The sequence below is a fragment of the Streptomyces sp. NPDC058246 genome, from assembly GCF_042881985.1.
Taxonomy (GTDB): Bacteria; Actinomycetota; Actinomycetes; order Streptomycetales; family Streptomycetaceae; genus Streptomyces.
This window is the reverse complement of record NZ_JBHVWZ010000015.1, coordinates 180,136-199,843: the sequence shown is the minus strand read 5'-3', so window position 1 is coordinate 199,843 and position 19,708 is coordinate 180,136. Positions and strand designations below refer to the sequence as shown.

The 19,708-nt window shown below is 70.1% G+C and carries 21 protein-coding genes; 8 read left to right on the top strand and 13 right to left on the bottom strand.

The genetic code is table 11. The features are described from left to right. Window positions 1-61: 61 nt before the first annotated feature. The 4 genes from ACFVXA_RS23020 to ACFVXA_RS23005 all read right to left on the bottom strand — a co-directional run bounded on the left by ACFVXA_RS23020 (window position 62) and on the right by ACFVXA_RS23005 (window position 2,905). Window positions 62-370, bottom strand: coding sequence for an SCO5918 family protein (locus tag ACFVXA_RS23020; RefSeq protein ID WP_390026263.1), 309 nt, complete (start codon window positions 368-370; stop codon window positions 62-64). A gap of 49 nt (window positions 371-419) precedes the next feature. Next, the gene (locus ACFVXA_RS23015; protein WP_362032047.1) at window positions 420-824 is read right to left on the bottom strand and encodes a CBS domain-containing protein; all 405 of its coding nucleotides are present in this window, start codon (window positions 822-824) and stop codon (window positions 420-422) included. Window positions 825-869: 45 nt separating this feature from the next. Then, window positions 870-2,363 (bottom strand): DEAD/DEAH box helicase, encoded by a 1,494-nt coding sequence (locus tag ACFVXA_RS23010; RefSeq protein ID WP_383740995.1) that lies wholly within the window; start codon window positions 2,361-2,363, stop codon window positions 870-872. A 338-nt stretch (window positions 2,364-2,701) separates the two neighbouring features. Then, on the bottom strand, window positions 2,702-2,905 hold the full coding sequence (locus tag ACFVXA_RS23005) for a cold-shock protein (protein ID WP_181650999.1): 204 nt from the start codon (window positions 2,903-2,905) through the stop codon (window positions 2,702-2,704). Between the two features lie 474 nt (window positions 2,906-3,379). On the opposite strand from ACFVXA_RS23005, the gene ACFVXA_RS23000 reads away from it, so the two are divergent. Next, complete coding sequence (locus ACFVXA_RS23000) at window positions 3,380-4,159, top strand: SDR family NAD(P)-dependent oxidoreductase (RefSeq protein WP_383740992.1); 780 nt, start codon at window positions 3,380-3,382, stop codon at window positions 4,157-4,159. A 106-nt stretch (window positions 4,160-4,265) separates the two neighbouring features. Here the strand turns inward: ACFVXA_RS23000 and ACFVXA_RS22995 are convergent, their stop codons facing one another. The 4 genes from ACFVXA_RS22995 to ACFVXA_RS22980 all read right to left on the bottom strand — a co-directional run bounded on the left by ACFVXA_RS22995 (window position 4,266) and on the right by ACFVXA_RS22980 (window position 7,774). Then, window positions 4,266-4,823: a cysteine hydrolase family protein gene (locus tag ACFVXA_RS22995; protein ID WP_383740989.1), complete on the bottom strand. Its 558-nt coding sequence runs from the start codon at window positions 4,821-4,823 to the stop codon at window positions 4,266-4,268. Further along, entirely contained in the window at window positions 4,799-6,451 is a 1,653-nt protein-coding gene (locus ACFVXA_RS22990) for an MFS transporter (protein WP_390026279.1), read from the bottom strand. The genes ACFVXA_RS22995 and ACFVXA_RS22990 overlap by 25 nt, the downstream gene beginning before the upstream one ends. Before the next feature lie 98 nt (window positions 6,452-6,549). Continuing rightward, the gene (locus ACFVXA_RS22985; protein ID WP_362032056.1) at window positions 6,550-6,999 is read right to left on the bottom strand and encodes a MarR family transcriptional regulator; all 450 of its coding nucleotides are present in this window, start codon (window positions 6,997-6,999) and stop codon (window positions 6,550-6,552) included. A gap of 160 nt (window positions 7,000-7,159) precedes the next feature. Beyond that, window positions 7,160-7,774, bottom strand: coding sequence for a TetR/AcrR family transcriptional regulator (locus ACFVXA_RS22980; RefSeq protein ID WP_383740985.1), 615 nt, complete (start codon window positions 7,772-7,774; stop codon window positions 7,160-7,162). Window positions 7,775-7,931: 157 nt separating this feature from the next. On the opposite strand from ACFVXA_RS22980, the gene ACFVXA_RS22975 reads away from it, so the two are divergent. Genes ACFVXA_RS22975 through ACFVXA_RS22965 form a run of 3 tightly spaced genes read left to right on the top strand, consistent with a single transcriptional unit; the run spans window position 7,932 to window position 10,640 of the window. Then, window positions 7,932-8,390, top strand: a complete 459-nt coding sequence (locus tag ACFVXA_RS22975) for a cupin domain-containing protein (protein ID WP_383740982.1) — start codon at window positions 7,932-7,934, stop codon at window positions 8,388-8,390. A gap of 26 nt (window positions 8,391-8,416) precedes the next feature. Then, on the top strand, window positions 8,417-9,217 hold the full coding sequence (locus ACFVXA_RS22970) for an alpha/beta fold hydrolase (RefSeq protein WP_390026260.1): 801 nt from the start codon (window positions 8,417-8,419) through the stop codon (window positions 9,215-9,217). Window positions 9,218-9,230: 13 nt separating this feature from the next. After that, a complete protein-coding gene (locus ACFVXA_RS22965; RefSeq protein WP_390026257.1) occupies window positions 9,231-10,640 on the top strand; it encodes a DHA2 family efflux MFS transporter permease subunit in 1,410 nt (469 codons plus the stop codon). On the opposite strand, the gene ACFVXA_RS22960 is transcribed toward ACFVXA_RS22965, so the two are convergent. Next, entirely contained in the window at window positions 10,577-11,389 is an 813-nt protein-coding gene (locus ACFVXA_RS22960) for a hypothetical protein (protein WP_383905660.1), read from the bottom strand. The genes ACFVXA_RS22965 and ACFVXA_RS22960 overlap by 64 nt on opposite strands. Window positions 11,390-11,868: 479 nt before the next feature. Between ACFVXA_RS22960 and ACFVXA_RS22955 the strand changes: the two genes are divergently transcribed. Then, window positions 11,869-12,663, top strand: coding sequence for an RNA polymerase sigma factor SigF (locus tag ACFVXA_RS22955; RefSeq protein ID WP_390026254.1), 795 nt, complete (start codon window positions 11,869-11,871; stop codon window positions 12,661-12,663). 195 nt (window positions 12,664-12,858) lie between these two features. On the opposite strand, the gene ACFVXA_RS22950 is transcribed toward ACFVXA_RS22955, so the two are convergent. The 3 genes from ACFVXA_RS22950 to ACFVXA_RS22940 form a co-directional block, all read right to left on the bottom strand. Continuing rightward, window positions 12,859-13,185 carry an ANTAR domain-containing protein gene (locus ACFVXA_RS22950; RefSeq protein WP_383740970.1) on the bottom strand — a complete coding sequence of 109 codons (327 nt, stop codon included), beginning with the start codon at window positions 13,183-13,185 and terminating at the stop codon, window positions 12,859-12,861. A gap of 129 nt (window positions 13,186-13,314) precedes the next feature. Next, window positions 13,315-14,625: an FtsX-like permease family protein gene (locus ACFVXA_RS22945; RefSeq protein WP_390026252.1), complete on the bottom strand. Its 1,311-nt coding sequence runs from the start codon at window positions 14,623-14,625 to the stop codon at window positions 13,315-13,317. 3 nt (window positions 14,626-14,628) lie between these two features. Continuing rightward, a complete protein-coding gene (locus tag ACFVXA_RS22940) occupies window positions 14,629-15,411 on the bottom strand; it encodes an ABC transporter ATP-binding protein (protein WP_383740964.1) in 783 nt (260 codons plus the stop codon). Between the two features lie 186 nt (window positions 15,412-15,597). On the opposite strand from ACFVXA_RS22940, the gene ACFVXA_RS22935 reads away from it, so the two are divergent. From ACFVXA_RS22935 to ACFVXA_RS22925, 3 genes are read left to right on the top strand one after another with little or no spacing between them, the layout of a single operon-like run. Continuing rightward, window positions 15,598-16,278 (top strand): ABC transporter permease, encoded by a 681-nt coding sequence (locus ACFVXA_RS22935; protein WP_383905651.1) that lies wholly within the window; start codon window positions 15,598-15,600, stop codon window positions 16,276-16,278. Beyond that, window positions 16,275-16,946 (top strand): ABC transporter permease, encoded by a 672-nt coding sequence (locus ACFVXA_RS22930; RefSeq protein ID WP_384021808.1) that lies wholly within the window; start codon window positions 16,275-16,277, stop codon window positions 16,944-16,946. The genes ACFVXA_RS22935 and ACFVXA_RS22930 overlap by 4 nt, the downstream gene beginning before the upstream one ends. Then, on the top strand, window positions 16,943-17,881 hold the full coding sequence (locus tag ACFVXA_RS22925) for an ABC transporter substrate-binding protein (RefSeq protein WP_384021811.1): 939 nt from the start codon (window positions 16,943-16,945) through the stop codon (window positions 17,879-17,881). The genes ACFVXA_RS22930 and ACFVXA_RS22925 overlap by 4 nt, the downstream gene beginning before the upstream one ends. Before the next feature lie 375 nt (window positions 17,882-18,256). On the opposite strand, the gene ACFVXA_RS22920 is transcribed toward ACFVXA_RS22925, so the two are convergent. Continuing rightward, on the bottom strand, window positions 18,257-19,411 hold the full coding sequence (locus ACFVXA_RS22920) for an ABC transporter ATP-binding protein (RefSeq protein ID WP_383740955.1): 1,155 nt from the start codon (window positions 19,409-19,411) through the stop codon (window positions 18,257-18,259). Between the last annotated feature and the right edge of the window lie 297 nt (window positions 19,412-19,708).

Sequence of the window (19,708 nt, the reverse complement as noted above, 5' to 3'; positions counted from 1 at the left end):
CCCGCCCGCCGCCGGCCCCCACCCTGCTGTTCAGGTGTCGGCTCGTTGCCTGTCCCGTCGGTCAGACAGGCATGGGGGAGCCGAGCATCGCGGAAGCGTGCTGGAGCGAGCTGAGGATGCGTACGGGTGCGGCCTTGGGGAGGGTGCGGCAGGTGAAGCCGAGCTGCGTCATGGCCCGGAGGACTTCGGCGGCGCTGAAGTCACGGCGGTCCTGGCGGGTGATGACCTGGCCGACTTGCTTGACGGGGTAGTGGCGGCGGCCGATGATCACCGATTCGCCGGTGACCGGCTCGGGCTTGATGCCCTTCATCGATTCCAGCACGCCGCTCTTGGTGAGCTCGAAGGGGAAGCGGGCGATGACGCAGCGCATGTGGCCTCACAGAGAGAAGGGGAGAACGGTCCGGCCAGGGTGAGGCGGTTCAGCGGGAGAGGGCGAGGACGCCCAGGGCGCTGCCTTGCTCGTCGACCACCGGCAGGGCACCGAGCCGGCGGGAGCGCATCGCGTGCCCGGCTTCGGCCATCGTGGTCACGGGTGAGGTGAACGACCCGTGGTCGCCGAGGATGTCGCGCAGGCGGACGCGGTCCGTGTAGGCGGAGCTGGCGCGGACGGCGGTGAGTTCGGCCTGGGTGACCAGTCCGGTGCACTGGCCGTCCTGGTCGCAGACGACCAGCCGGCCCGTGCGGGCGGCGGCCATGACGGACAGCGCCACCTCGACGCTCATGTCGTCACAGACCTGCGGTCCGGCCGCGTCCATGACCTCAGCCACCGTCCCGTGCACGGGGTTGGCGACCGCCGGGCGGGGCTGCATCTGAACCAGTGTCAAAGGTGCCTCCTGCAGAGATGGGTCAGCTTCCTGATCACGAAGGTTCTAGGCCGCCGCATCGAAGACGGACTGGCGACCCTGCGCGCGCCGGGTCACCGAAGAGGGGCGACGTCGGCCTCGGGAGGAGGCGCTGCGCTGGGGGCGTTCGACGACCGGTGCGGTGATGACGACCGGGATGCCGGACGGGGCCTGGGCGCCGGTGATCCGGTGCAGGGCCTCGTCGCCCGAGTGGATCTGGGTGGTCTGCGGCCGGATCCCGGCGTCCGACATGAGGCGGACCATGTCGCGGCGCTGGTTCGGTGTGACGAGGGTGACGACGCTGCCGGACTCGCCGGCGCGGGCGGTACGGCCGCCGCGGTGGAGGTAGTCCTTGTGGTCCGTCGGCGGGTCGACGTTGACGACGAGGTCGAGGTTGTCGACGTGGATGCCGCGCGCCGCGACATTGGTCGCCACCAGCACGCTGACGTGCCCCGTCTTGAACTGCGCCAGCGTGCGGGTGCGCTGCGGCTGCGACTTGCCGCCGTGCAGCGCGGCGGCCCGTACCCCGCTGTTGAGCAGGTCCTGGGTGAGCCGGTCGACGGCGTGCTTGGTGTCCAGGAACATGATCACGCGGCCGTCGCGGGCGGCGATCTCGGTCGTGGCGGCGTGCTTGTCGGCGCCGTGAACGTGCAGGACGTGGTGCTCCATCGTCGTGACCGCACCGGCCGACGGGTCGACCGAATGCACGACAGGGTCGGTCAGATAGCGGCGCACCAACAGGTCGACGTTACGGTCCAAGGTGGCGGAGAACAGCATCCGCTGCCCCTCCGGACGCACCTGGTCGAGCAGCGCGGTGACCTGCGGCATGAACCCCATGTCGGCCATCTGGTCGGCCTCGTCCAGCACCGTGACGCTCACCTGGTTCAGCCGGCAGTCGCCACGGTCGATGAGGTCCTTGAGCCGGCCCGGGGTCGCGACGACGACCTCGGCCCCGCCTCGCAGCGCGCCGGCCTGCTTGCCGATCGACATCCCGCCCACCACCGTGGCCAGCCGCAGCCTGACGGAGCGGGCGTACGGAGTGAGCGCATCGGTCACCTGCTGCGCCAGCTCACGCGTCGGTACGAGGATCAGCCCCAGCGGCTGGCGGGGCTCAGCACGCTGTCCGGCGGTCCGGGCGAGCAGAGCGAGGCCGAAGGCGAGGGTCTTGCCGGAACCGGTGCGCCCGCGGCCCAGGACGTCACGGCCTGCCAGGGAGTTCGGCAGCGTCGCGCCCTGGATCGGGAACGGCGCGCTCACGCCCTGCCTGCCGAGTTCGGCCAGCAGCTGCTCGGGCATGGCGAGATCGGCGAAGCCCTCCACGGCAGGCAGCGCGGGGGTGATCGTCCTGGGGAGCGCGAACTCACCCTGCACTGTGGCGGGTCGGCGGCCGTAACCGCCGGAACGGGCCGGGCCGCCGGAACGGCGCGGTGCCGGCGAGCCGAAGCGGCTGCCGACCTTTCCGGCGGCGGTACTGCCATTACGGGTGCGGGTGGAGCGGTCGTTCGTGCGTGTGCGGTTCATGCGGAACCTTCCTCGATGCGGCGCATATCAAGGAATTCCCGCAAGCGATGAGCAGCACGGAATTACAAGTATGGACCGATGTCAAAGCACATCCGGCCGACGGAAATCCGCACGGGCGTAAATGCTGAAATAGGTGATGCAGGGGGAACGTGGAATCCGGGCGTCGAGTCCGGTGCAGCTCTTCAGGATGCGCCTGCATCCCCGAAGGAGGAGTAGCGTGTGATGAGACTGCGGATTCCTCCGAGCCGTCCCGCGGGTGAAACCACTGCGGGAAATGCGTGTAGCTGGGGCCCGCACCCCGAAGGATGCGGGCCCCAGCTACAAAGCGTGCGTCAGCGTCAGGCCGGAACGATATTCTCGGCCGTCAGGCCCTTCAGGCCCTGCGCGATGTCGAAGTTCACCTTCTGGCCTTCGAGCAGCTCACGGAAACCCTGAGCGGCGATGTTCGAGAAGTGGGCGAAAACGTCAGCGCCGCCACCGTCCTGCTCGATGAAGCCGAAACCCTTTTCCGCGTTGAACCACTTCACGGTACCAGCAGCCATGTCATATCTCCTTTGGGGCAGTACACCGGCGCCTGCATTGTGCGAACACCGTGTCGCCGCGATGATTACCCCGCCCGGAAATGACCGGAAATACAAAAGCGTTCCCCACCGGCAAGAGCCGAGTGGAGCCACTTCAAGTTTTGGGAACCACGACTGCAACTGAGATCGACAGTAGCATGCCGCAACGGCCCGCGTCGGTTGAATAATTCCACTCCGCTCATTACGGCAGAAACTCTCTCTGCATCGTCCGTCAAACTCTCACGGAGTGGTCCGTCAAACTCTCACCTCAAGAGCACAGATATTGACTCACTCGCAGTGCAACATTCCAGAAAGGGCGGCATGCAACCCCAGCCGGCAGGGTGCTATGACGTGCGCGGGCGTCCTGAAGATCGCCTTCAACAACGGCTGACACCATGACTCTCTCCCCTTGCGCGCGCAGCCGGTCCCTCGGAATCGATCATCTAGGGTGCGGGCATGACCTCGCGCACCTACCTCTCCGAACTCTTCTCGCTGGACGGCCGGGTCGCCGTGGTGACGGGCGGCAGTTCCGGCATCGGCCGAGCCGTCGCCGGGGCTCTCGCGCGAGCGGGGGCGAGCGTGGTGATCGTGGCACGCAAGGAGTCGGAACTGGCGGCCACGGTCGACGAACTGACGGCGGACGGCTGCCGGGCGGCGTGGGTGAGCGCCGACCTCGGTACCCGCGCCGGGGTGCGCGCGGCGGCTGAGCGGGCAGCCGAGGTGTTCGGCGAGCCCGACATCCTCGTCAACAGCGCCGGGATCAACCTGCGGCCACCGATGGGCGAGCTGGGCGACGACGTGTGGGACGCCACGATGGCGGTGAACCTGGAGGCGCCGTACCTGCTGGGCCAGCGGTTCGGGCCCGGCATGGCCGAGCGGGGCTTCGGGCGGATCATCCACGTCACTTCCCAGCAGGCGCACCGAGCCTTCGTCCAAAGTGGCGCCTACGGTGTCTCCAAGGGGGCGCTGGAGTCGCTGGCCCGCTCTCAGGCCGAGGCCTGGTCGCCGTACGGCGTCACCTGCAACACGCTGGTGCCCGGCTTCGTCATGACCCCGCTCAACGCGCGGTTGTCGTCCGACCCGGAGCGGGTGGCGGCACTGGCCGCGCGCACGATGGTCGGGCGCAACGGCCTGGCCGAGGACTTCGCCGGAGCGGCGGTGTTCCTGGCCGGCCGCGCCTCCGCCTACGTAACCGGGCAGGCGATCTTCGTCGACGGCGGGTTGTCCGTGCACTGAGTCCGACACCGTAGGGAACCGGACCGATCGGGGACCGCGCACACCCCTATCGTGGCCGGCCGCCAGGGCTGCGCGACGGGGGTGTTGAGGTCGCTGCCCGTGGCTCCTACGCCGCGACCGTCTTGACCCATGCCTCGACCGTCAGGACGTCGGCCTGGCGGGGGAACACCTTCTCGGTGAGCACCTGGTGCACCTCGGGGTCCCCGTCCAGGCAGCCGTCGGACAGGACCGTGAGGCCGAAGTCCAGGTCGGCCGCCTGCCGCAGCGTGGACAGGACGACACCGCTGGTGGCGATGCCGGTGAGGACCAGGCTGTCGATGTCGCCCGCCCGGAGGACCATGTCGAGGTCGCTGCCCGCGAACGCGCTGACCCGCTTCTTCGTGACGACGAGATCACCGGGCCGGGGCGCGACGTCCGGGTGGATCTCCGCGTCGCGGTCGCCGTCGGCGAACGCTCCGCCCCGCGAGACCGCGCTGAAGGTCTTGTTGCGGGCGCTGATCTCCGGATGTCCGGTGCGGAATCCGATGACCACATAGATCACCGGGACGCCGGCCGCCCGGGCCGCGTCGACGGCACCGGACAGGCGCGGCAGATAGTCCGGGTCCGGGAAGCGCTCCACGATGCCGCGCTGGACGTCCATCACGAGGAGGGCGCTTTTCGACATGAGCGCTGTCCTTTCGTCGAGCCGGCCGGCTTGTCCGGTCCGGCGGTGTGGTGGCGGCCGCGCAGCGCCGAGGCGAGCGCGGCGACCAGGGCCATCGCCGTGGCCACCCCGAAGACGGTGACGAGCCCGTGGTGGAACGGCCCGGAGACCAGCTCGGGGAAGAAACGCGTCCCGGTCAGGGTCCGCACACTCGACGCGGGCAGGGTGTGCAGGACGCCGCTCGGGCCGAGCAGGTTGCTGATCGGGTTGTTGCCCAGGAAGGTCGCGAACAGCGTGCTCACCGGCGGCAGTCCGGCCACCTGGGCGGCCGTTCCCGCGGGCACCCCCTGTGCCTGCAGACCGCTGTTCAGGGCAGTCGGCAGCGAGCTGGAGAGACCGGAGATCATCAGGGAGAACGACAGCCCGATCGACAGCGCGGTGCCGGAGTTCTGGAACGTGGCACGCATCCCCGACGCCGCCCCGCGCTGCTCCGGCGGCACACTGCCCATGATCGCCGAGGTGTTAGGGGCGGAGAACATCCCTTGTCCGATGCCGCTCAGCAGCAAGAGAGCCGCGAACGCGGGGTACGAGAAGTTCACCGGCAGCACAAGCAGCCCGACGAAGGCGGCGGCCACCAGGACCAGCCCGCCCGTCGAGAAGAGCCGCGCGCCGAAGCGGTCGGACAGATAGCCCGACACCGGCCCGGCCAGCAGGAATCCGACCGTCAGCGGCAGCATGAAGATGCCGGCCCACAGCGGGGTGCGCTCGAAGTCGTACCCGTGCAGCGGCAGCCAGATGCCCTGGAGCCAGATGATCAGCATGAACTGCAGCCCGCCCCGGGCGATCGAGGTGAGCAGCGCCGCCAGGTTCCCCGCGGCGAAGGCCCGTATGCGGAACAGCCCCAGCTGGAACATCGGCTCGGCGATCCGTGTCTCCGCGAGACAGAACACGACGAGCAGCAGCGCCCCCGCGCTCAGACCGCCCAGCACCCAGGGGTTGGTCCAGCCCGTCGGATGGCCGCCGTAGGGCTGGATTCCGTAGGTGATGGCGGCGAGGAGCGCGCCGGCGCCCACGGTGAAGGTGAGGTTGCCGACCCAGTCGATACGTCCCGGCTTGCGGGAGCCGGTCTCGCGCAGACTGCGGTACGACCAGATCGTGCCGACCACTCCCACCGGCACGCTGACCCAGAACACCGCACGCCAGTCGATGCCGGCCAGCAGCCCACCGGCGAGCAGTCCGAGGAACTGGCCCGCCAGTGCGGTGATCTGGTTGACGCCGAGCGCCATTCCGCGTTGCCGGGCGGGGAAGGCGTCCGTGAGTATCGCTGCCGAGTTCGCCGTCAGCATGGACCCGCCGAAGGCCTGCACGACCCGGAAGCCGATCAGCCACAGCGCGCCCGAGCCGCCCTTCAGCGGATCGAGCGAGAGGGCGAGCGAGGCGCAGGCGAAGATCGCGAAGCCCATGTTGTACATCCGGACCCGCCCGAACATGTCGCCGAGCCGGCCCAGCGTGACCACGAGGACCGCGGAGACGAGCAGGTAGCCCAGGATCATCCAGAGCAGATAGCCGATGTTGCCCGGGGCCAGTGGGTCCAGATGGATGCCGCGGAAGATCGCGGGCAGGGAGATGATCACGATGGAGCTGTCCATGGTCGCGATCAGTACGCCCAGCGTCGTGTTGGACAGCGCGATCCACTTGTAGCGCCCGTCCTGCCCGGGCTCCACGGCGGCTGTCGGTGGCCGGGGGGTCACAGTCGCTCCGCGAGGCGGTCGAGCAGCGGCAGCAGCTCGAGCAGTTTCTCCCGCTCGGCGGGGGTGAAATCCCCTTCGAGTACGGCGGCCAGATTCTGTACCGACTCCGAGCGCCGGTCGGCGAGCACCTTGCGGCCCGCGTCCGTCAGCGTCATCACCGCGCGGCGGCGGTCGGCGGGGTCCGGCCGACGGCTCACCAGACCGCGCTCCTCCAGCGAGGCCAGGGTGGTCGCCATCGCCTGCGGCCGTACCCGCTCCAACTCGGCCAATACCCCAGGGGATTCCGCGCCGTCCAGGTCCAGCCGCGCCAGGACGGACCTCTCCGAGAGGGTCAGATCACCCACGGCATGCGCCTGCCGCATCCTCCGGGCGATACGGCCCACGGCGAGCCTGAGTGCCTCCGCGACGTCGGCGGGGTCGTCTGCGGGTCTGCTGAGGTCGCCCATAGATACTTACTATAGGTTAATCAACCAGATGTAACTACCTCGGGCCTGCGCCGGGGGTCACCGACGGGGCGTCGGTCGCTCGCCGGCGAGGTGAGGCGCGGGTGCGCGACCGCGCCTCACCTCGCCGGCGCGGGTGCGCGGCCGTGCGTCCGGTCCCGATTCATCCCCGCCCGGCCGCGCGCACCGCCGCCTCCGTCAGCGTGGTCGCCGTCCGTACGGCACTGGCGACGGCCGTGTCGGCGTCGAGCCCGCACAAGTCGGTGAGTGTGAACAGCGCCTCCGCGCTGACGACCACCGCGAGGTCCCGCTTGAGCTGGGCGAACGCCTCAGGGTCCGCCGCCCCCAGGGTGTGCTCCAGCGGTACGAGCGCGTGGTCGATGAGCCCGAAGCGGATGCCGGGTCTCATGGTCACCGTCTCGGGCCGGGTGATGGTGGCCGCGATCATCGCCCGCACCGCACCCTGGCGCTCGAGTATGCCGCGGAGCAGGAACTCGCAGGCGAAGGCCGTGCGTTCGACGGGGTCGGCGGAGTCCTCGACCGGCCGGAGCGCGTCGGCGGGGGCCGCCCAGACGCCGGCCAGGGCCTCGCCGATCAGTGACGGGAGGTCGGGGAAGTACCGGTAGGCGGTCGCCTCGGAGACCAGGGCCGCGCGGGCGATAGCGGGCATGGTCACCTCGTCGCCGGTGCCGATGAGCTCGCGGGCGGCCTCGACGATCGCCGTACGCGTGCGCTTCTTCTGATTGCTGCGGCCGGTGTCCGTCTGTGCCGTCGTCATCGGTGCGTCCTCATTCCTGCGGGCCGTCCTCCATCCGCCTGCACTTTACCACTGTCAGCTCTCGTTATGAGAGTCCACTTGCATAACGAGAGTCGTCCCCCTAATCTCCTGAGAGCGAGCTCTCACGAAGGGCGCCAAGGACATGAAGGAGGCAGCGGTGAACGAGGTATCCGTGGTCGGCCCGGACGGCGGCGAGACGATCCGGCTCGGCCCGGCCCAGGTGCGCATCCTCGAAGACGGCAGCACCACCGGGCACCGGATCGGGATCGGCGAGATCACCCTCGCCCCGCACACCGAAGGCCCGCCGCAGCACCGGCACGCCCAGCACGACGAGGGCTTCTACGTCGTGTCCGGCACCGTGCACTTCACCATCGGGGAGACCACGCACGTCGCCCCGGCCGGCACCCTCGCGATGATCCCGCCCGGTGCCCCGCACACCTTCGCCAACCCCGGTGACGAGCCCGCAGTGATGCTCAACACCTTCACGCCCGACCTGTATGTGCAGTACTTCCGCGACCTGCGGGACATGATCGCCGGCGGTCAGGAGATGACCGCCGAGTCGACGATCAAGGTCATGAGCCGCTACGCGACCGTTCCCGCCACCGACTTCGCCTGACCGGCCAACTCCCTGAAGGAATCACCATGACCAGCAGCGTCCACACCCTCTCCCTCCCCTTTGGCGACCTCGACGTCACCGTCGACGACCAGGGGCAGGGCCGTCCCTTCCTGCTGCTGCACGGCGGCGGCGGCCCACAGACGGTCGCGCCGTTCGCGGGGCTCCTCGCCGAGCGGCGCAACGCCCGGGTCGTCACCCCCGTCCACCCCGGTTTCGGCGGCACCGTCCGGCCCGACCGGCTGGCCGACGTCGGCACCCTCGCCCAGGCCTACCTGCGGCTGCTCGACGAACTCGGCCTGACGGACGTCACCGTCGTCGGCAACTCCATAGGCGGCTGGATCGCCGCCGAACTGGCCCTGCTGGGCAGCGACCGGATCAGCGGCGTGGTCCTCGTCAACGCCGCCGGCATCCTCGTCCCCGGCCACCCCATCGCGGACACCTTCTCCATCACACCCGCCGAACTCTCGAGGCTCGCCTTCCACGACCCCGCGAAGTTCGCGATCGACCCCGCCGCCCTCCCGGAGGCCGCCCGTGCGGTCATGGCCGCCAACCGGGCCGCCCTCCAGGTCTACTCCGGGCCGTACGTCATGGAAGACCCCACCCTGCGCGAGCGGCTGGCCAAGGTCACGCACCCGGCGCTCGTGGTCTGGGGCGAGAGCGACGAGGTCGTCGACGCCGAGTACGGGCGCGCGTACGCGGCGGCGATACCGGAGGCCCGGTTCGAGCTGCTTCCCCGCGCAGGGCACATGCCCCAGCTGGAGACGCCCGAGCAACTCCTCGCGGTGGTAGGGGACTTCGCCGAAGCGCACACCTCGAACCGGCCATGAAGGGAAGCGTCCCGTGTACCGACCCGACGGCGCACGACGGTCGTTGGTCCTGGCCGTCTGCTGTCTGAGCGTCCTGCTCGTCAGCCTCGACACCACCATCCTCAATGTCGCCCTGCCCGCCATGCGGCGGGACCTCGGCTCCTCGGTCGCCGGCCTGCAGTGGACCCTGGACGCGTACACGATCGTCCTTGCCTCGCTGCTCACGGCGGCCGGTTCCACCGCCGACCGGGTCGGGCGACGACGGATCTTCCAGCTCGGCCTGGTGCTCTTCACCGGCGCCTCGGCACTGTGCGGTCTGGCGCCGAGCACCGGGTGGCTGGTGCTCTTCCGCATGGTGCAGGCCGTCGGCGGCTCCATGCTCACCCCGGTCGCCATGGCCATCCTCGCCAACACCTTCCCGGACCCCCGGGAGCGGGCCCGGGTGATCGGCGTGTGGGGCGGGGTGGTCGGCGTCAGCATGGCGGCCGGCCCGGTCCTCGGCGGCGCCCTGGTGCAGTCGGTCGGATGGCGGTCGGTGTTCTGCCTGAACGTGCCGATCGGCCTTGCCGCACTCGTCCTCACCGCGCTGTTCGTCCCGGAGTCCCGCGCGACACGGGCCCGCCGGGCCGACCCGGTCGGGCAGGTGCTGGTCGTCGTCCTGCTCGGCGCGCTGACGTACGCCATCATCGAGGCGCCCGGAGCGGGCTGGACCTCACCACTGATCGTGGTCTGCCTGATCGCCGCGGCGGGCGCGCTGGGCGGGCTCGTGCCGTACGAGATCCGGCGCGCCGAACCGCTGATCGACCCGCGGCTCTTCCGCAGCGCGTCCTTCAGCGGTGCCACCCTGACCGCGGTCTTCGCGTTCGCCGCCCTCGCCGGTTTCCTCTTCGCCAACGCCCTCTATCTACAAGGGGAGTTGGGCCTGAGTCCGCTGTCGGCCGGGCTGCGCCTGCTGCCGATGGCGGTGCTGTGCCTGGTGTGCCCGCCGCTGTCCGGGCGGCTCGTCGGCAGCCGAGGCCCACGGATCCCGCTGTTGCTCGCCGGGACCGGTATCACCGCCAGCGGCGCACTGACCGTCCTCACCACCCACTCCACCCACCCCTCGTACGCCCAACTGTCGCTGACGTACGCGCTGTTCGGCCTCGGCTTCGGCTTCGTCAACGCACCGATCACCGACACGGCGGTCGCCGGCCTCCCACGCGCCCAGGCCGGGCTGGCCGCCGCCCTCGCCGCGACCAGCCGCCAGGTCGGCTCAGCGCTCGGCGTCGCGGTGATCGGCGCCGCGGTCGCCACCGGGACCAGGGCGACGGCGTGGTGGATCATCACCGGGTGCGGGCTGGCCGTCCTGGTCCTGGCGACGACGACCACCGGCCGCCGCCCCTATACGGCGCCGGGTGTCGAGCCCGCCGTCTCCCGGACGTCGCCCCGGGAGACCGCCAGGTAGGCGACGAAGCCGACGATGGCGACGGTCCAGGAGAGGGTGACGGGGCCCAGCCCCAGCGCGAGGCCGCCGCGGGCGTGGCTGAGCGCCATCCAGTCGGCGACCGACGCGCCGAGCGGGCGCGTGATCACGTACGCCGACCAGAAGGCGGCCACAGCGTTGAGGCCGCCCCAGCGATGCATGACGGCGGGGACGGCGATGGCGACGGCGTACAGGACTGCCGATCCCAGGTAGCCGAGGCCGATCGTGGCGGAGAGGTCCCCGGCGGCCGTGCCGAGCGCGAAGGTGGCCAGCACCGTGGCCCAGTAGAAGATCTCGCGGCGCCGGGTGCGGATGCTGTGGATGGACAGCGTCCGCTCGCACGCGTACCAGATGGTGAACACGACGGCCAGCGCCAGCATGAAGAACGGCGTCGAGATCGCGTACGGGACGCCGAGACCCACGTGCAGGACGTCGGCGGCCATCGTGCCGAACACGCTCACCATGACGATCGCCGTCCAGTAGATCCAGGCGACATAGCGGCGTACGGCGAACTGGACGGCCAGAGAGAGCGCCAGAGCCACCCCGCCGAGGCCGACGGCGGGGACCGGGCCGAGCTTTTGGGCGAGGAAATCCGAGGCCGTCTCGCCCATCCCGGTGGTCAGCACCTTGATCACCCAGAAATAGACGGTGACTTCCGGAACCTTGCTCGCCAGGGCGGTGGCGGAGGGGGCCGCGACGCGGCGGTGACGGGTGAGGTGCTCTGTGCTCATGCCCGCACGATGACATGGCGAACTGGCCTTTCCACAGGGGTCTTTGCCATCGCTTTGGTGCTTCTGGTGCAGGAATTGCCAGGTGCCGCGACGGGCCTGAACGCAACCTGAACGCTTGAACGGAACCCCTGGTCACGGCGTGATCCTGGTGATACGGAGGGCGGTCACTCCGATCACGCCCGGTCGTCTCCCGGCTCGGGGCCGGGCGCGCCGGCGGCTCGCTCCGTGCGTAAATGAAGAAGGTGAATTCCTGGATTTCCGGTCACATTCCAGGATCGACTGATTGCCGAGCGTCACACTGTCTGCGAATTTGTTTTGTGGGGCTCCGGCGAGGGGAATTCAACTTTAGTTAGTGCTTCGGACAGGAGGCACGTCCGTGGGAGCTGGTACGCCAGGCACGGGTGTCGCCGAAAGGTCCGCGCGCGCACTCTCCCATGGTGACTGTCCACTCAGTACCCCTGAGGGAAGTTGTGAGCACCATGCGCGCCACTGTCAAAACGAAGCAACATCCGCATGACGACGCCCCGGACACCGCCGACGCCTTCGCCCGGCTCTCCGCCCTGCCCGTCGGCCCCGAGCGGCAGGCACTGCGTGACGAGATCGTCAGATCCTGGCTGCCCATGGCGGAACGCATAGCGAGCCGGTTCCGCGGCCGGGGCGAGTCCATCGAGGATCTGAGCCAGGTCGCGGCACTGGGCCTGGTCAAGGCCGTGGACCGGTACGACCCGGCGCGGGGAAACGCCTTCGAGAGCTACGCGATCCCGACCATCACGGGCGAGATCAAGCGTCACTTCCGCGACCACATGTGGATTCTGCACGTGCCGCGCCGCGTCCAGGACCTGCGCAACCGGGTGCGTGCCGCCCTGAGGGAGCTGTCCCAGACCATCCCGGGCCGTCGGCCCACCGTCGCCGAGATCGCCGCGTGCGCGCACCTCAGCGAGGATGACGTACGCACCGCCCTGGAGGCGCTGGACAGCTTCGCCGCCCTCTCCCTGGACGCCGAGCTGCCGGGCAGCGACGACGGATACGCGCTGGCGGACGCCCTGGGCGAACTGGATGCCGGCTTCGACCTGGTCGTCGACCGTGAGGCCGTCAAGCCGCTGCTGAGCGCGCTGCCCGAGCGCGAGCGGACCATCCTCTACCTGCGGTTCTTCCGCGGTATGACGCAGAGCTGCATCGCGGAGCAGCTCGGCGTCTCGCAGATGCACGTGTCCCGGCTGATCAGCAATTCCTGCGCCATGGTGCGGGAACAGGCGCTCGCCGACGCGGCGTAGCTGCCGGAACGGCCGGAGGGTGGACCCGGACGCCCGGTCGAGTGTCCTCGGTCCGGGCGGCCGGAGGCGAGCTCACTGCCGAACCCTCCCGGGAAGGGTTGGCCAGCTTCCCGCCTCTTCTCGGCTACCGAAGCCCACCCGATCCAAACCCTTTCGACGCCGCGGAGTGCGGCGAGTGTGCCCAGATGACCGGGGCTACGGAGTGGGCGGAGCGTCATCCGGGATCTGCGCGGGCCCGTATGCGTCGAGGGTTTCCTCGAGGACCGCGCGAATATCGGGCGGCAGATCGTCGTTCTGCCCCCACACAACGATCATCTCGGCGATGGTGCGCAACTTGATGTTCGTGTGCTGGGAAATCTCCCGGAGAACTGTCCACCCTTGATCGGGTGTGACCCGCCCGAGGGCGACCATCATGCCGATCGCCTGGTCCACCACGGCGTGTGAGGTGACGGCTTCCTTCAACTGGTCTATTTCTTCCCGCAACTCGACGATCCGGTCCGGCTCCTGGGCGTCCTCGTTCATCGTCCCCTCCGGGCTCGGGCCGTACCTGCGCGTACATCGTCCGAGTCCATCGTCGCCATTCGAGGGCACGAGTGCCAGCGCGGGCGAAGGGGCACCCGCCCGGGCGGGTGCCCCTGGGTCGCGCGGTCCTCACGCGGCGAGCGTCACCGCCGCCACGGCGGGCGTCCGCAGGGTGCGCCGGGCGGTGACCAGGCTGGTGCCCAGCGTCACCGCCGCCGCCACCGCGACGACGCCGAACCAGATGCCGAGTCCCTGCTCCGGCCACGCCGTGTCCACACGGACCAGGGTGAACGGGACGATTCCCGCGAGACCGGCCACGCTGCCGAGGAACACACCGGTGACCGTCAGGATCACGCCTTCGGCGCCGACCATGCCGAGCACCTGGCCGGGTGTCGCGCCGGCCAGCCGCTGCTGGCCGAACTCCCGGCTGCGGTAGGTCGTCGCCGCGTACAGGGAGTTGATCAGCATGACGCAGCAGAAGACCACGATGATCCCGACGACCACGAGGTTGAGGGTCTCCAGGTTCTTGGCGTCGACGGACTTGGGCACGCCCGAGGCGTCGATCGCGTCGTTCTCGACCGCCTGCATGGACAGCGTCGCCGTCGCCATGCAGGTGAACAGGGTCAGCGACATCAGCACACCGGACAGCTCGTCGGCGCGCCGCCGCAGGTTCCGTACGGCCAGAAACCCGCTCGGGCCCGCCAGCGGGAGCCGGTCCAGCAGGCCTTTCAGCAGCCTGGGGGCGAGCAGCGCGCCCCCCACCGACAGCAGGATCGCGCCGTACGCGGGAGGCGCCATCAGCGCGGCGTCGTCCGCCGAGAACGCGAACGTCGAGCAGACGGCCGCGCCGCCGACGCCGAGGGCCGCGTAGGTGAGGAACTTCCGGGCTCCGCCGTGAGGTCGACGCCGCCGCGTCGCCCGCCGTACCGCGAGGAACGCCGCGCCCGCCGCCGCCGGCACGGTGATCCCGACACCGGACATGAGGGCGATGGGACCGAAGCAGTAGTCCACGGACCGAGCCACCTGACCGCTGTCCTGGAAGACGCTCAGCAGGGCCCGCCCGCCGAGCACGGCCGGGCCGATCGCCAGCACCGAACCCATCAGCGCGACCGCCACCGCCTCGCCGACGACCATCCGCTTCAGCTGCGCCGGAGTCGCTCCGGAGCAGCGCAACAGCTCGATCTCGGCGCCGCGTTGACGGACGTTCACCGTCAGCGTCGAGGCGACCGCGAAGAACACCAGCAGGGTGCCGTAGCCGCCGACGACGCTCGCCGCCGTGGACAGCGACTCCGCGCTCACCGAGTCGACACCGGGCCGTCCGGCCGTGTCGTGCATCGAGTTGAACGTCATGATGATCGCCGCGCCCAGGAACGCGGACAACAGTGTCGCCATGAAGCGCCCGGGGCGCTTGCGAAGAGAACGCAGGGCCAGAGCCAGCATCGCTCACACCCCCAGCAGCGCGTCGTCGCCCAGGTGCGCCAGGCGCTCCGCCACGGCGTCCACCGTCGGCGCCTGCATCCGGCCCGCGAGCCGGCCGTCCGCGAGGAACACGACGGAGTCGGCGTACGAGGCGGCGACCGGGTCGTGCGTCACCATGACCACCGTCCTGCCGTGCACCCGTACCGCCTCCTGGAGCAGGCGCAGCACCTCCCGCGCGCTGCGCGTGTCCAGCGCCCCGGTCGGCTCGTCCGCGAAGATCACCCGTGGTTCGGTGACCAGCGCACGGGCGATCGCCACCCGCTGCCGCTGTCCTCCCGAGAGCTGGTCGGGCAGCTGGCCGAGCCGGTCGCCGAGACCGACGGCCGTCAGGATCTCCCGGGCCCGCGCACGGTCGACGCGCCGCCGGGCGAGCCGGAGCGGCAGCACCGTGTTCTGGGCGACCGTCAGCGTCGGCAGCAGGTTGTACTGCTGGAAGACGAAGCCGATCCGGCTGCGTCGGAACTTCGTCAACTCGGCCTCGTCGCCGCCCGTCATCTCCGTACCGTCCACCATCACGATGCCGCTGTCGGGCCGGTCGAGCCCGGCCGCGCACTGCAGCAGCGTCGACTTGCCGGACCCCGAGGGCCCCATCACCGCGGTGAACGTGCCCCGCGCCAGACTGAGCGTCACCCCGTCCAAAGCGGTCACGGCACTCTCCTTCGTCCCGAACGTCTTGCTGACCTTGACCAGCCGCAGAGCCTCGGGGGCGGGCCCCGTGTCGTGCGTACGTCGCGTTCGGTGAAACATCGTCATCACTCTCCGTCCGGCACGCCCTGTGCCATGGAGACGAAGCTACGGAGACCGGGCCGGGACCACAGGAGGCGCAGAACCCGTATTCCAGGGTGTACTCAACGACACCCCGCTCCTGCGGCAACCGCCCGTACGGGTCATCAGAACGCGCCGACCTGCGGACACTTCCGGTGCAATGGACGGGTGACCGCGCCCCCGGACGACTGCCTCGCGCGCAACGAGTGGATCTGCGGTGAGTATCTGAGCAGCCGCCGCCAGATCCTCCTCGACGCGGTGGTCCAGCACCTTCAGCTGACCGCGGTCTCCGTCCTCATCGGACTGGTCGTCGCCCTGCCGCTGGCGGTCCTGGCGCGCCGCTGGGGCTGGGCCGCCGGACCCGTGCTCGGTGTGACCACGATCCTCTACACCATCCCCTCCCTCGCGATGTTCTCGCTGCTCCTGCCCGTGTACGGACTGTCGGCCGCCCTGGTCGTCGCGGGTCTCGTCCTCTACTCGCTGACCCTCCTGGTACGGAACATCCTTGCGGGGCTGCGCGCCGTCCCCGAGGAGACCCGGCAGGCCGCACGCGGCATGGGGTACGGGCCCGTCCGGCTGCTGCTCACCGTGGAACTGCCGCTCGCCGTGCCCGCCGCCATGGCCGGGCTGCGCATCGCCACCGTCTCCGCCGTCTCCCTGGTCACGGTCGGCGCGATCGTCGGATTCGGAGGGCTCGGCAACCTCATCTACGCGGGAATGAACACCTACTTCAAGGCCCAGGTGCTCACCGCGTCCGTGCTGTGCGTCGTCATCGCCATCGCCGCGGACCTCCTCCTGCTGGGCGTGCAGCGGCTCATCACGCCCTGGACCAGGGCAGCCCGCGGATGAACACCCTGGCCGGCGCCTGGGCCTGGCTCACCGACCCCGCGCACTGGTCGGGCGACGACGGCATCCGGCACCGCCTGGCCCAGCATCTCGTCCTGACCGTCGTCTGCCTGATCATCAGCTGTCTGATCGCCCTGCCCGTCGCCCTCGTCCTCGGCCACCTCGGCAAGGGCGGCGCGCTCGCCGTCAACATCTCCAACATCGGCCGCGCCGTCCCCACCTTCGCCGTCCTGGTCCTGCTGCTCCTGACCCCGCTCGGGAAGTACGGAGAGGGTCCGACCGTCGTCGCCCTGGTCCTGTTCGCCGTGCCACCCCTGCTCACCAACGCGTATGTCGGGATGCGCGAGGTCGACCGCGATGTGGTGCGGGCGGCACGCGGGATGGGGATGACCGGGCGGCAGATGCTGTTTCACGTAGAACTGCCCCTTTCGCTCCCGATGGTGCTGAACGGGGTGCGGATCGCCGCCGTACAGCTCGTCGCGACCGCGACCATCGCCGCGCTCGCGGGCGGCGGCGGACTCGGCCGGATCATCACCGCGGGGTTCAATCTGGCGAGTACGCCCCAGGTCGTCGCCGGGGCCGTGCTGGTCGCCGTGTTCGCGCTGATCGTCGAGGGAGTCTTCGAGATCGTGGAACGGCTGGCCCCGCACTGGACGAGGGCCTCGCGGTGAGCCGGCGTGGTGTCCTCGTGGGCCTGCTGCTGTCGCTCACCGGCTGCACCACCGGCCCGTCTCTGGAGAACCAGGGCGCGGTCACCGCCCCGCCCGGCGACAGCAAGCACCTGACCATCGGCTCGGCCGGTTTCACCGAGAGCGACCTGCTGGCGCAGATGTACGCGCAGCTGCTGAACCAGGCCGGCTACAAGACGTCCATGCTCACCGTGGCCAACCGCGAACTGTACGAACCCGCCCTGGAATCGGGCCAGATCGACGTGGTCCCCGAATACGCGGCCACCTTCGCGGACTGGCTCAACGCCAAGACCAACGGCTCCGTCGCGCCGCCCGTCGGTTCGCCCGACCTGAACGCCACGATGGCCGCCCTGCGCAAACTGGCCACGCCTCGCGGCCTCACCGTCCTCGCCCCCGGCCGGGCCGTCGACCAGAACGCGTTCGCCGTGACCGGGGCGTACGCACGCGAGCATCACCTCAAGACGCTCAGCGACCTGGGACGGTCCGGCCTGAAGGTGCGGCTCGCGGCGGGCGACGAGTGCGTGCAGCGGCCGTACTGCGAACCGGGGCTGAAGAAGACGTACGGCATCGACATCACCGCCGTCGACCCGAAGGGCGTCGGCACCACCCAGGCGAAGCGGGCCGTGCAGCGCGGCCAGGACCAGATGGTGCTGACCACCACGACGGACGCGACCCTGGACGGCTTCGGCCTGGTCCTGCTCGCCGACGACAAGCACCTGCAGAACGCCGACTACATCGTCCCCGTCGTCAACCGGGGCCGTGCGGGCGGCGCGGGCGTCACCAAGGCGCTCGGCAAGCTCAACGACGTACTGACCACCGCCGATCTGGCGTCGATGAACCAGCAGGTGGACAGCTGGCGACGGCTGCCGGCGGACGTGGCGCGGACCTATCTGAAGGAAAAAGGCCTGCTGAAGTGAACGTCCGGTCTGAAGGACAAAGGCCTGCTGAAGTGAACGTCCGGCGCGACCGAGACGTCGTGACCGGACTGATGCGGTGGGGCGGTTCCCACGTCCTCCTGGCGGGCTTCGACGAACGCCGGCCTTCCGACCGCTGGACCGCTCGAACCGGCCCGGAGCGCACCGCACGCTCGAACCGGCCCGGAGCGCACCGCACGCGTGAACCGGCCCGGAGCGCACCGCACGCGTGAACCGGCCCGGAGCGCACCGCACGCGTGAACCGGCCCGGAGCGCACCGCACGCGCGAACCGGCCCGGAGCGCACCGCACGCTCGAACCGGCCCGGAGCGCACCGCACGCGCGAACCGGCCCGGAGCGTGCCGCACGGTCTCACGGATCAGGCGTCCGCCACCGAGTCGAACTCCACCTGACCCCGCGACACCCCGAGCGCGTCCGCGTCCACCGACCGGCGCAGCGCCTCGTGCAGCTTCGCCGGGGTGAGGACGCCGAGGAAGCGCGCCCCGTCCAGCACCGCGACCCAGCCCGCGTCGTGCTGGAGCATCACACCGAAGGCCTGTTTCAGCGGGGCGCCCACGGGCACCCAGGAGTTCATCCGGTGGGCGAGGTCGCCGACACTGCCGCCCGGCGCGAGTTCGTCGACCCCGACCCATCCGTGCAGATCGCCCTGCGTGTCGAGCACGACGGCCCAGCGGGCGCCCTCCGTGTGCAGCCGCGCGGTGGCCTGCGCCGCGGGCTCGTCGAGGCGCGCGATCGGCGGCTGCTCCAGGTCGTCGACCTCGATCGCGGTGACCGACAGCCGTTTCAGGCCGCGGTCGGCGCCCACGAACTCGGCGACGTAGGGCGTGGCGGGCATGCCGAGGACAGCCCCGGGCGTGTCGAACTGCTCGATGCGTCCCTGCCCGTACACCGCGATCCGGTCGCCGAGCCGCACGGCTTCCTCGATGTCGTGCGTGACCAGCAGCACCGTCTTGCGCACGGCCTGCTGCATCCGCAGGAACTCGTCCTGCAACTGCTCCCGCACCACCGGGTCGACGGCCCCGAACGGCTCGTCCATCAGCAGCACCGGCGGGTCGGCGGCCAGCGCCCGCGCCACGCCGACCCGCTGACGCTGGCCGCCCGACAGCTGGTCCGGATAGCGCGAGCCGTACGTCGTCGGATCCAGGCCCACCAGATCGAGCAGCTCGGCGGCGCGCGCCCGGGCCTTCGCCTTCTTCCAGCCGACCAGTGTCGGCACGGTCGCCGTGTTGTCGAGGATCGTGCGGTGCGGGAACAGTCCGACCTGCTGGATGACGTATCCGATGCGCCGCCGCAACTGCACCGGGTCGACGCCGGCGATGTCCTCGCCGTTCACGAAGATCCGGCCCGACGTCGGCTCGATCAGCCGGTTCACCATCATCATGGTCGTCGTCTTGCCGCAGCCCGACGGGCCGACGAGCGTGACGAGTTCGCCCTCGGCGGCCTCGAAGGACAGGCCGTCCACGGCGGTCGTGCCGTCCGGGTAGCGCTTGGTGACCTGCTCGAACCGGATCATCCCCTCACGCTAACCGCGCCGCCGGATCCCCGCTCACCAGCCGCGTCCGCCCTAGCAGGAAGTACGAGCTCCGCTTTTGAAAAGTTTCAATTCGGATGAGGAGGGTGCCGAGATCCGGCTGCTGGATGGTGGCTGCTCGACGGGAAGTTCTGTCTGATTCTGTCTGAGAGTCGCGTTGTTGGGGTGGTGGACATGAGCCCCAGCCGCCACTACCTTCGCAGCCAGTCGGAGTGAAACGTTACAACTCACCTCTCCGGAAGCCGAAGGGATGACGGCGTGAACGAAGCGACACACGGC